This is a genomic window from Photorhabdus kayaii (genome assembly GCF_025384895.1).
Classification (GTDB): Bacteria; Pseudomonadota; Gammaproteobacteria; order Enterobacterales; family Enterobacteriaceae; genus Photorhabdus; species Photorhabdus kayaii.
This window is the reverse complement of the sequence record NZ_JAJAFZ010000026.1, coordinates 46,269-57,214: the sequence shown is the minus strand read 5'-3', so window position 1 is coordinate 57,214 and position 10,946 is coordinate 46,269. Positions and strand designations below refer to the sequence as shown.

The 10,946-nt window shown below is 37.8% G+C and carries 12 protein-coding genes and 1 other annotated feature; of the genes, 9 read left to right on the top strand and 3 right to left on the bottom strand.

What is annotated here, in order from left to right:
- The first annotated feature begins 707 nt into the window (after positions 1–707).
- On the top strand, positions 708–2,006 hold the full coding sequence (locus LGZ98_RS11890; protein WP_113042209.1) for an HAAAP family serine/threonine permease: 1,299 nt from the start codon (positions 708–710) through the stop codon (positions 2,004–2,006).
- Positions 2,007–2,083: 77 nt separating this feature from the next.
- Here the strand turns inward: LGZ98_RS11890 and LGZ98_RS11885 are convergent, their stop codons facing one another.
- Positions 2,084–2,692: a hypothetical protein gene (locus tag LGZ98_RS11885; protein WP_146748091.1), complete on the bottom strand. Its 609-nt coding sequence runs from the start codon at positions 2,690–2,692 to the stop codon at positions 2,084–2,086.
- A gap of 116 nt (positions 2,693–2,808) precedes the next feature.
- Between LGZ98_RS11885 and LGZ98_RS11880 the strand changes: the two genes are divergently transcribed.
- The 4 genes from LGZ98_RS11880 (at position 2,809) to LGZ98_RS11865 (ending at position 6,496) form a co-directional block, all read left to right on the top strand.
- Positions 2,809–2,976, top strand: coding sequence for a hypothetical protein (locus LGZ98_RS11880; protein WP_158536552.1), 168 nt, complete (start codon positions 2,809–2,811; stop codon positions 2,974–2,976).
- Between the two features lie 766 nt (positions 2,977–3,742).
- Positions 3,743–4,057 (top strand): Cro/Cl family transcriptional regulator, encoded by a 315-nt coding sequence (locus LGZ98_RS11875; protein WP_112894822.1) that lies wholly within the window; start codon positions 3,743–3,745, stop codon positions 4,055–4,057.
- A gap of 1,145 nt (positions 4,058–5,202) precedes the next feature.
- Positions 5,203–5,541, top strand: coding sequence for a hypothetical protein (locus tag LGZ98_RS11870; protein WP_113042206.1), 339 nt, complete (start codon positions 5,203–5,205; stop codon positions 5,539–5,541).
- 337 nt (positions 5,542–5,878) lie between these two features.
- A complete protein-coding gene (locus LGZ98_RS11865) occupies positions 5,879–6,496 on the top strand; it encodes a hypothetical protein (protein WP_229015728.1) in 618 nt (205 codons plus the stop codon).
- A 130-nt stretch (positions 6,497–6,626) separates the two neighbouring features.
- On the opposite strand, the gene LGZ98_RS11860 is transcribed toward LGZ98_RS11865, so the two are convergent.
- Positions 6,627–7,832: a serine hydrolase gene (locus tag LGZ98_RS11860; RefSeq protein WP_191214838.1), complete on the bottom strand. Its 1,206-nt coding sequence runs from the start codon at positions 7,830–7,832 to the stop codon at positions 6,627–6,629.
- A gap of 26 nt (positions 7,833–7,858) precedes the next feature.
- On the opposite strand from LGZ98_RS11860, the gene LGZ98_RS11855 reads away from it, so the two are divergent.
- Both LGZ98_RS11855 and LGZ98_RS11850 read left to right on the top strand, forming a co-directional pair.
- Entirely contained in the window at positions 7,859–8,101 is a 243-nt protein-coding gene (locus LGZ98_RS11855; protein ID WP_146748090.1) for a hypothetical protein, read from the top strand.
- Between the two features lie 36 nt (positions 8,102–8,137).
- On the top strand, positions 8,138–8,758 hold the full coding sequence (locus LGZ98_RS11850) for a glutathione S-transferase family protein (protein WP_113042204.1): 621 nt from the start codon (positions 8,138–8,140) through the stop codon (positions 8,756–8,758).
- Positions 8,759–8,765: 7 nt separating this feature from the next.
- On the opposite strand, the gene LGZ98_RS11845 is transcribed toward LGZ98_RS11850, so the two are convergent.
- Positions 8,766–9,593, bottom strand: coding sequence for an SDR family oxidoreductase (locus LGZ98_RS11845; protein ID WP_113042203.1), 828 nt, complete (start codon positions 9,591–9,593; stop codon positions 8,766–8,768).
- 278 nt (positions 9,594–9,871) lie between these two features.
- Here LGZ98_RS11845 and hisL point away from each other — a divergent pair, with 278 nt between their 5' ends.
- Both hisL and hisG read left to right on the top strand, forming a co-directional pair.
- Complete coding sequence (gene hisL, locus LGZ98_RS24245; RefSeq protein ID WP_109791964.1) at positions 9,872–9,919, top strand: his operon leader peptide; 48 nt, start codon at positions 9,872–9,874, stop codon at positions 9,917–9,919.
- Positions 9,895–10,018 (top strand) — a sequence feature (His leader region). Its footprint overlaps the gene before it by 25 nt.
- 26 nt (positions 10,019–10,044) lie before the next feature.
- On the top strand, positions 10,045–10,944 hold the full coding sequence (hisG, locus tag LGZ98_RS11840; RefSeq protein ID WP_113042202.1) for an ATP phosphoribosyltransferase: 900 nt from the start codon (positions 10,045–10,047) through the stop codon (positions 10,942–10,944).
- Positions 10,945–10,946 lie beyond the last annotated feature (2 nt).

Below are 10,946 nucleotides of genomic sequence, written 5' to 3'. Positions count from 1 at the left end.
AATCACTATGTAAATAGATATATAACGAAAGAGATTATTAAAACTTGATCAAAGAATGGCTAGCACATCTTTCATTCATATTATTGGTGCTATTAATCTATTATTCTGATTTTATCTATATCTTTCACAAAGATACAAGCATTACATAAGAGATATCTATTTTAAAATCTGGTAAAAAATTGATATTTATCAATTTATTAACCATTCACTCTATTTGCCATTTTTATTCATTAATATGTAAATAAATAGACAGGAAATAACAAAAACATAAGAGAATAATAAGAGTTGAATAATGGGCAAATTGAGGTTACAATTTGAACTTATTAAAATTCGCAATATTTAGGCAACAATTACACTAAATCTCGTAGCATGATGACTTTTCGATATATATTCTGCATTTGAGACTATGATCACGGTACTATTCACTAAAAATCGCTATCTTTCCACTATCAAAAGTCTGGTCTTAAAATTTCCAGACTTTCTTTCAAAAAAGAAAGTAAAGCGAAAATTTTGGCTTGTTAATTTAAAGTCCAATTTTCGAACAAGATGTTAATGTGGTAATAAAAACGTTTAAATAACCACCAGAGATATTTAAAAAATTTATTTTTTATAAAGAAAGAATTAGACCACATGTATTTGCATTTATTGCATACTTGCGGCATTGTAATTTCATTTTTTAATTTACCGCGTTATTCTCGGAGATAACTATGGATATGACTCAAACAGGTACGATCGCATCACAGGCGACCAGCCCAAGCGATTATAAAACCTGGCGTAAATCAGATACAGTATGGATGCTTGGTTTATATGGTACTGCGATTGGTGCCGGTGTATTATTCTTACCCATCAATGCCGGTATTGGTGGCCTACTACCTCTTTTGGTGATGGCGCTACTGGCTTTCCCAATGACTTTCTTCGCCCACCGCGGGATGTGTCGTTTCGTTCTATCCGGTAAAAACCCTGGCGAAGATATTACCGAAGTCGTAGAAGAACACTTTGGCAGCCTGGCAGGTAAACTTATCACCCTGCTCTACTTCTTCGCTATCTACCCGATTCTCTTAGTTTACAGCGTTGCTATTACCAACACCGTAGACAGCTTTATTGTTCACCAATTACATTTGCCATCACCTCCCCGTGCTCTGCTGGCTCTGATCCTAATTATTGGTGTAATGACCATCATCCGTTTCGGTGAACAGGCTATTGTTAAAGCAATGAGCGTGCTGGTATTCCCATTTGTTGCCGTTTTGATGCTACTGGCGTTTTATCTGATCCCTAACTGGAATACCACAATCTTCGAAAACATCAGCGTTTCTGCATCGAGTGCAAGTCATGGGCTACTCATCACTCTATGGCTAGCGATCCCAGTAATGGTGTTCTCCTTCAACCACTCGCCAATTATCTCGGCGTTTGCTGTGGCAAAACGTGGAGAATATGGTGAAAATGCTGAGAAAAAATGCTCCCGCATTCTGGCTTACGCCCATATCATGATGGTTGTAACCGTGATGTTCTTCGTATTCAGCTGCGTATTGAGCCTGTCTCCAGAAAATCTGGCAGAAGCCAAAGCACAAAATATTTCTATTCTGTCTTATCTGGCTAACCACTTTAATACACCAGTGATTGCCTACATTGCTCCGTTTATTGCATTCATAGCAATTACCAAATCTTTCCTTGGTCATTATCTGGGTGCACGTGAAGGTTTTAATGGTATCGTGGTTAAGGCATTGCGTGACCAAGGTAAAACTATTGAGCCTAAAAAGCTGAATCGTATCACGTCCATTTTCATGTTAGTAACGACTTGGATTGTCGCTACTCTGAATCCAAGTATTTTGGAAATGATCGAAAGATTAGGTGGTCCTATTATCGCAATGTTGCTGTTCCTTATGCCAATGTATGCAATCAGCAAAGTTCCTGCAATGCGCAAATATAGCGGCAAGCTGAGTAATCTGTTTATCGTCTTTATGGGGTTAGTTGCTATCTCTGCTGTCCTCTACTCACTGTTTGCATAATAAATATTTGGTTGCTGTTCTCTTCAAGCGGGCAGCAACCGAATAATGACATGAGCTAGCTAGCGGAAAAATTCAAACTACACGACCCACTTCACCCAATCCCCCTGCTGTTCATCATATTGCCACAAATCGTCTTCGTTAAAATATCCCCGTTCGTCTATTGGTACCTCCTGCTGTTCTTCTTCGTCCCATTGTTGCCACAACTTATCTGTCAGGATATAAGGCGTCTTGGTCGCAATCTCTCCAGTAAAAGGAAACCCATAGCCAGTCTCCTCAAGACGGATAAACTTGGCATCGGTAGAAATATTAGAGATAACTACAGCCTCAGTTGCTGAAGGAAAGAGAATATAACCATTAATCAGCGGGAAATATCGGGGCAAACCCGGCTTATACGGTGGTGGAATGATATCAACGGCGTTCCACATAAGAAGATAATCTAGCCCCTCATCGTTATTAGGCCCCATTGGATAACCTTGGTAAAAATAACGATTATGAATTGAATAATTACCCGTCAATACATATGCAATATAAAAATAGTAACTAATCAGATCTACTTCTTCTGTTCTAAACGTACCGAATATTGAATGTAAAGGAAATGTTCCCATGCCACCAAGGAGACCAAGAACCTCATACTGTTCATCATGACCATATTGATCAATATATTTCCCCGTCTTGATTTTCGACACCTGCATATCTGTCAAAATATTATCTCGTCCATTACTTGGATTGAATCTATACCCAATGGATTTCAAGATGCATCGCGACGGCAAGGGAGCGAATCCCCGGGAGCATAGATAACTATGTGACCGGGGTGAGTGAGTGCAGCCAACAAAGAGGCAACTTGAAAGATAACGGGTATATATCGGCCATAAAGAAAGTGCAGACTATCCTCATAAATGTAAGTAAATTGCTCCTGATTAAGCTTATGGAGAGGATTAGGTTTATCCGTCCACCGTTTGTCATCACCTAAATTATTGCGATTTCCAAAACGGATAGAAAGCGCTAACGGATCAAGATATGACATATAACCTCCTTTTCATCATAGAATAATGAATTCTAATTATTTTATTTCTAATAACATTAATTTATTGATAAATATAAAATCACTCTAACACAATTTAACCTTAATATTGAAATAGTTAGTTACATTGCTATTTTATGCACTATTGATTTTTTTAAATAATAGACGAACACTTCATAAAAAAAAGTTTTTTTTATAAAAAACACATGTAATATCTCATTTAAATTAATAATTATATAAATTTCAAACAAATAAATTAACCATATTTATTTACAACAATCAAAAATATAATTTAAAATTTTAATTATCAAACTAATCATTCAAAACAAATAAATTTTCAATTATATTTTAATTTAATACAATTATATACAATGTGAAAAAATCCAGTTACTTTATATTTCTCATATCAACAATCTACTTTCCATTTTTTAATAAAATGACTCCATATATCAGATAATTACATTATTTTTTCAAATTTATTTGACAACCTATAAATGGCACCTATAGTTATATGTGTTAGAGAAAATGTTATATGCCAATTAAAAACGTTAGCTGTCCTATATTTTTAGCGCAAAAAAATTTCTTATGTAGATTGCTTTTATAGTAGAAGTACCAACCACCTTATATTTCTCAAACAGACGGTTTTCCGTTCTTTATTCTGAGATAATATAGGCTTATTTACCAATTAATTACATTATATTTTGGAGTTTATATTATGATTAATGACATGCATCCTTCTTTAATTAAAGATACTAATATAGTAGATGACGTAATGCTACGTAGCTGTAAAATCATTGCAATGAAAGTTATGCCAGACAAAGTTATGCAAGTTATGGTGACTGTATTAATGCATGATGGCACATGTGAAGAAATGCTTTTGAAATGGAATCTGCTAGACAATAGAGGCATGGCGATTTATAAAGTCCTGATGGAAGCGCTTTGCGCTAAGAAAGATGTGAAAATAGGCACCGTAGGAAAAGTTGGTCCTCTCGGTTGCGATTACATTAATTGCGTAGAAATCTCTATGTAAAATAATTGCTTGTTGAAATGCTTGGGCCAAATAATAGACTCCTAATAGAAACTCAATTTGATTGAAGCGATCTCATTGATCGCAAAATACAGTACTGTTGTGATAGGAACTTGGCACAACATTTCTCTGGTATAATGAAGCTGACTTTTATAACAGCACATTCTACCCTATCTAAGGCAGAGCGTAATATTAACGTTCTGCCTGCAATAGTTACATTTAATAAAAAAAGAAACTCATAAAATAACAGAAAACAAATTTTCAAAAAATTAAAATTAATTAACTTAGTTATCTATTTCACACAAAAATATCAATATATCATTATTAAAATTTAATTTCACTCAAAAAAATTTCTTTTAGAAATTATTTTAATAATAGCACATACCATCTATTCAATCTTTAAAAACAGGGTAGAACAACATCTCTTTATTTCACCCCGTAAATACTTAACAACATATACCCGTCATCTTTCAAGTTGCCTCTTTGTTGGCTGCACTCACTCACCCCGGTCACATCGTTATCTATGCTCCCGGGGATTCGCTCCCTTGCCGTCGCGATCCATCTTGAAATCCATTGGGTATAGATAATTACATCAATAATATTTACACATTGTAATTGTTAATAAAATATTATACACCTAGGTATTATTAAATCTTAAATAGATTTAAGTAAATTAATTTCAAAGCTTGCAGTCATATATATCCATGCGAAATACTATAGGATAAGAATAATTTCATAATGTTTTATTTAAATATCAACTAGAAAATTAAAATTTAAATCATTCACCACATACTGCCAGTACGCTTCAATTCCTGCCACCCCTTCCTTATCCATACTCTATTAATAAGAACATCCTGCATAAATAATTCCCGCTGGAACGGATTGTAATTTCTCCATTTCAACGGCAGAAAATAAATATCAATATTATTTTTTGATTAGAGTGATGCATTTGATTATTATAACCATTTAGAGGAAATATATTATTGGCGAATTTTTAACAGCATCAATAATTATATAATACAGATAAACTTTTAATATAGATTACAATTACAAATTACCTTATATTTCTTCGGCGGACAAATGACTGCTCCGTACATTTTAGTAAAAAATTCTCTTTTTCAATTACGTTAAATTAAAAGGTTAACACGATGAACTATACAAATCCTTCTTCTAATGAAGTGGTAACAGAAAATAAGCCTGAACAAACTTCTCCAAACCCTAATTACTATTTCGCTGTTGGTACAGTAACTTCAATTCAGGCTGCACCTGATCAAAACCAATTGCAAGTGACTGTCACTATGCAATTCCCTAACGGCAAATTTAACTATTTGTTATGGTGGAATGCTCAGGACTACAGAGGTGCAGCACTGTATCATCTTCTTCTGAGCGCTTGCAGTAATAACAAACGTGTAAATATAACTTCCTCATCAGCGGTTTCTCCTGGTGGTTACAATTATATTTACAACGCAACATTACTGGCTTCTTAAGATAAAGTCATAAATTGCTAAATAGCTCCACCTAATTCCTTATTGTTACAATAGAAATTGAGTGTAGTATTTCTCTGGTAGAACAAAGCTGATGTTGAGTAAAAGCTAAAAAATATTTTCTACCAGTTACTTCCTTCTCCAGTCAGAACCTTAATCACAAGGTTCTGACTGTTCTAACAACACCGCTTTAAATTCACGATAATTAATAAATAATATCTTATTTCAATAATGCTATTTCGGTGTCATTAATCTATATTCAATGAACTTAAAAATCATTTAAAATAGAAAATAAAAACCTATTTTCTCTCACTCATTACTCTTCATAATAGATGATAAAATGTCAGAAGAAAGCCAACGTATTAAAAAGCCATCCTCAGGTTATGCAACAGATCATTTCTACGATGGAGCATGGCATAGGGCCGTCAAATCTGTTGAGGGCAGTGTTGAATTTTTTGATGTTTACGATGTTATCTTTGAGGGGATTACTTACCAATCTCCACCAATCTTAGTTTCTGAGAACCTCATTATTGTTCCCATAGCAAAAGATGAAGTTGCCTGGAACAGTAAAATAGAAATATATGGCGCTATTGGCACTGGAGAAAGCGAAAAGATTTTTTCTGACGGTGATGCTGTCCGACCCTTTGCCGGTGAACTTGATGTTTCAAATCCTCAGGAACCTCTTGTTATTTTCGGCGGAGGCAATGTTAGTCGTTTTCCCAATTATACAGCCAGCGTCAATGGGGTTGAATATGGCGATTTAACAGGATTCGCTACTAGCTATGAACTCCGATATGAAGGAACATCAATCCGAAACTATCGAGGTTTATCACCTACGCATATTCGTTACGAAAATATCGGCCATCATGTAGAACTGAGATCGAATTATGGGCTTACTGGCAAGATAAACCTGATGGTATTTTGTTATTCAAAGGCCGGTATAACGGATCTGCTGTAAAAAATAGCAAACGTTGCTCTCTAGATGGAAAAAAATAAGTGTAAAACGTGCGCGGCAAAATGCCGCGCCCTAAATCAGAAAGAATATAACTTCACCCAACCTGCCACATAAACCTTATATTGACGTCAAATCAACCAAAAATCGCCTTAAACCAACCACTAACTTTCATCACAATCAAATCCCAAATACGGCTAAAAAAGTTACCTTCCTCTACCACTTCTTTCACCACCAAAGGACGTTGTTCAATGACCTTATCCCCTAATTGGAAGTTAATCACACCAACAACCTGATTTTTCGTCAAAGGCGCTGTTAATGGCGTCTGATTTAATATGTAACTGGCTTTCAAATTTTTTAACTGCCCACGAGGAATAGTGATCGCCGCGTCTTTTTCTACGCCGAGAGCAACATCTGAACGCTTGCCATACCAAACCTTTTCTGAAACAAACGGCTCACTAACTTTAATAGGGGTTACCGTTTCATAAAAACGGAATCCCCATGCAAGTAATTTTTCACTTTCAGCAAAACGACCCCGATCACTTGGCGCACCTAACACTACAGAAATCAGCCGCATAGATCCCTCTGTCGCTGAAGCAACCAGATTATAACCGGCACCGCTGGTATATCCTGTTTTCACACCATCGACATTCATATTTTTATTCCATAACAATCGGTTACGGTTAAGCTGTTGGATTTTATTGAAGGTAAATATTTTCTCTTTATGCAAGGCATACTCATCAGGAACATCACGGATCATCGCCTGACTCAATACCGCCATATCACGAGCAGTACTAAATTGGCCCTCAGCATCCAATCCATGAACTGTACGAAAATGGGTGTTAGTCAACCCAAGGGCTTTTGCATAATTGTTCATCAGACTAACAAATACATCCTGACTGCCCGCCACATAATCAGCCAAAGCGATGCTGGCATCATTACCAGATTGAATAACAACACCACGATTCAGATCGATCACTTTTACCCTGTCATCGGGTTTAAGAAACATGAGCGAAGAACCTTTCAGTATGGGATTTCCCGTCGCCCAAGCATCTTTTCCCACAGTAACGACATCTTCCGACGTAATTTTTCCTGCTTTTATCGCCTGACCGACAACATAACTGGTCATAATTTTTGTCAGACTGGCTGGATCAAGCCGCTCATCGGGATTACCCTCAGCCAGAATTTTACCGCTGTCATAATCCATTAACACATAAGCTCTAGCGTCCACGGGTGGAACAACAGGTTCATCCGATGCATAAACACGAGCACTTACCATTGATGCCACTGTCAGCACCGCAATCACACATTTCATCGTCATCGCCAGACTTTTCTTCATCATCGTTCCCCTTTACTTAATAAGAAAAAATGTCAAATTCTTATACCCTATGGATTTCAAGATGCATCGCGGCAGCAAGGGAGCAAATCCCCGGGAGCATAGATAACTATGTGGCCGGGGTGAGTGAGTGCAGCCAACAAAGAAGCAACTTGAAAGATGACGGGTATATTAATATAAAATGTTGTACGACAAGAAACCAACATAAACAGTGTAAAGATTGTGCTGATCATAGGTTTTCATTTAATCTGATAAAAGTTATTGGTAACAAATAGACGATTTTCTTATCATCCCGATTCAAGGAGAAACTCATGCTGACCATTTGGGGCCGTAAAAACTCTTCCAATGTAAAAAAAGTGCTCTGGTGTCTGAAAGAACTTGGTGTACCGTATAATCAAGTAGATATTGGCAGTAAATTTGGCGAACTGGATGACCCGCAATATCTAAAAATGAATCCGAATGGAAAAATCCCTTGTTTACAGGAAGGCGATTTTATCTTGTGGGAATCTAACGCAATTGTTCGTTATCTTGCAGCAAAATTTGGTAAAGAGGTACTTTATCCACAAGACCTACAGGAAAGAGCAAATGCAGATAAATGGATGGATTGGGTTGGTTCACATCTGTTTCCTCATATCAGGCAATTCGTGATAGGTTTTATTCGTACACCCGAAGCAGAACGGGATCAAAAGCAAATAGAACAGACCCTGGCTGAAATCGAGAAGCTGATGAAAATGGTTGAGAATACTCTGGCAGAACAGAAATATCTTTCCGGCGATAAATTTGGCATGGCGGATATTGCATTAGGGCCTATGATTTATCCTTGGCTTAATATTCCAATCAAACGCCCCTCTCTGCCAAATATTGAACGCTGGTATCAATTAATGGCAGAAAGACCAGCGTTCAAAGAAATTGTCATGATTGAGTTAAGTTGAAAAAAAATCAGCTCATTGGCATCCATCTGGGATCAGGATATTGATACTTAAATCCTAATTCCTGACAAATACGGCTGCCATCAACAATTCTGCTTCTCACCTGAGTTTCTTTTCTGGAAAACTCAGGTGGAACTAAATCAAGCTGATTACTGGCCTTAGGGTAAAATTCAGCCTTGGTTGGGTGAACAGGCGCACATAAATTATAAATATGCCCACCTTCAGTCCTCTGAATTAATAGGTTAATGGCTGAAATAACATCATCCTGATGAACTAAATTGACCGGCTGATTACCCCCTTTAACTTCCTTTTTTCCCGCCAGAAAACGTCCAGCATGACGGCCACTGCCGACCAAACCAGCTAAACGTAAAATATCAACGGAAATATTTGGCAGTTTATGCAACCAATTCTCTAATTCAACCAATGCCTGAGCTGACGATGTTTCAGGATAAAAAGGCGCATCCTCATTGAGATTGCCAGCAACAAAACCATAAACAGAAGTAGAACTGGTGAAAATAATCCTTGGCACAGAGTATGAAAGAGCAGTATCGACAATTAACTGAACTGCCCTAACATAGTTATAACTGCCACCCGCAGTGTGGCTTGCCGGTAAAGTGATGATCAGTACATCGGCTACCATCAGTTGCTCTAAATCATCAAGCGCGCAATTGATCTGAGGTTCCAGTTGTAACAAATAACATTCGATACCAGACATACGTGCTGCCTCTACACCATCTGGCGTCGTTTTGCTGCCAACAACCTGCATACCACTGCGACTCAATGCTTTGGCTAATGGCATCCCCAACCAACCCAGACCGATAATGGAAACTTTTTTCATCACCACTCCTTCTATGCCTGATATTATTTTGATTATGCAAACAATTCGAACATTAAGCCACTGTTATTATTGATCCTATATTTCTCCCATAGGAGAGAATATTTCAAGTAAAAACAAAACATTATTATGAGATAAATTTATTGTTAAAAAAATAGATTGCTTTTAGGCTGTCAAATCGTATAGGTTGAATAGCAAGCAAAAAATTTAACCTCTGTTGGTCAGTGAATAAAAGTAACCGGCAGTAAACAGTCCGCAATCATAAACAAAGAGAAACCATTATGATCCGCATTCAATTTAGCCATTACCACCATCATCATCCTGATTAGTCTTTCAGGCGATTGTGTGCTGGAAGACGTTTAGCGGGTCTTCCGGTGGCATGAATGCGATAAAAACCCTCGGAAGGTTCCTTCCGAGGGTTTTTTTATGTTTCCGATTTTAAGTGGGGATAAAAATGTTAGATAAATCACATTTACGTATCGCAATGCAGAAATCAGGCCGATTAAGCGAAGATTCACGAGAATTACTGGCTCGCTGTGGCATTAAAATCAATCTGCAACAACAGCGCCTAATTGCATTCGCAGAAAATATGCCCATTGATATCTTGCGGGTACGCGATGACGATATTCCAGGGCTGGTTATGGATGGCGTTGTCGATCTGGGTATTATCGGTGAAAATGTGCTGGAAGAAGCGCTATTAAGCCGTCGCGCTCAAGGAGAAGATCCTCGTTATTTCACTTTACGCCGCCTTGATTTCGGTACTTGTCGCCTTTCACTGGCCGCGCCTCTAGACTACAACTACACCGGCGTCGAATGTTTACAAAATGCCCGTATCGCAACCTCTTACCCTCACCTACTAAAACGTTATCTCGATCAGAAAAAAATCCACTTTAAATCCTGTCTGCTAAATGGCTCAGTTGAAGTTGCTCCCCGCGCTGGGTTAGCCGATGCCATCTGTGATCTGGTTTCAACTGGCGCAACACTGGAAGCGAATGGTCTGCGGGAAGTAGAAATTATCTACCGTTCCAAGGCTTGTCTTATTCAACGTGATGGTGAAATGCCCGCCGATAAACAGCAATTGATTGAGAAACTGCTGACCCGCATTCAAGGGGTAATTCAGGCCCGTGAATCCAAATACATCATGTTGCACGCACCAAGCGCAAAACTTGAAGAAGTGATTGCTCTGCTACCAGGGGCGGAACGTCCAACGATTCTACCGCTGGCGGGGGATCAAAACCGCGTTGCCATGCATATGGTAAGCAGTGAAACACTGTTTTGGGAAACGATGGAGAAGCTTAAATCCCTTGGCGCCAGCTCCATTTTAGTCTTGCCGATTGAAAAGATGATGGAGTAAAC

Coding starts and splice junctions, on each gene's coding strand:
- LGZ98_RS11870 (WP_113042206.1), top strand. CDS start 5,203: ATGAACTATACAAATCCTTCTTCTAATGAAGTGGTAACAGAAAATAAG.
- LGZ98_RS11890 (WP_113042209.1), top strand. CDS start 708: ATGGATATGACTCAAACAGGTACGATCGCATCACAGGCGACCAGCCCA.
- LGZ98_RS11875 (WP_112894822.1), top strand. CDS start 3,743: ATGATTAATGACATGCATCCTTCTTTAATTAAAGATACTAATATAGTA.
- LGZ98_RS11850 (WP_113042204.1), top strand. CDS start 8,138: ATGCTGACCATTTGGGGCCGTAAAAACTCTTCCAATGTAAAAAAAGTG.
- hisG (WP_113042202.1), top strand. CDS start 10,045: ATGTTAGATAAATCACATTTACGTATCGCAATGCAGAAATCAGGCCGA.
- LGZ98_RS11855 (WP_146748090.1), top strand. CDS start 7,859: ATGTCAAATTCTTATACCCTATGGATTTCAAGATGCATCGCGGCAGCA.
- LGZ98_RS11845 (WP_113042203.1), bottom strand. CDS start 9,593: ATGAAAAAAGTTTCCATTATCGGTCTGGGTTGGTTGGGGATGCCATTA.
- LGZ98_RS11860 (WP_191214838.1), bottom strand. CDS start 7,832: ATGATGAAGAAAAGTCTGGCGATGACGATGAAATGTGTGATTGCGGTG.
- LGZ98_RS11865 (WP_229015728.1), top strand. CDS start 5,879: ATGTCAGAAGAAAGCCAACGTATTAAAAAGCCATCCTCAGGTTATGCA.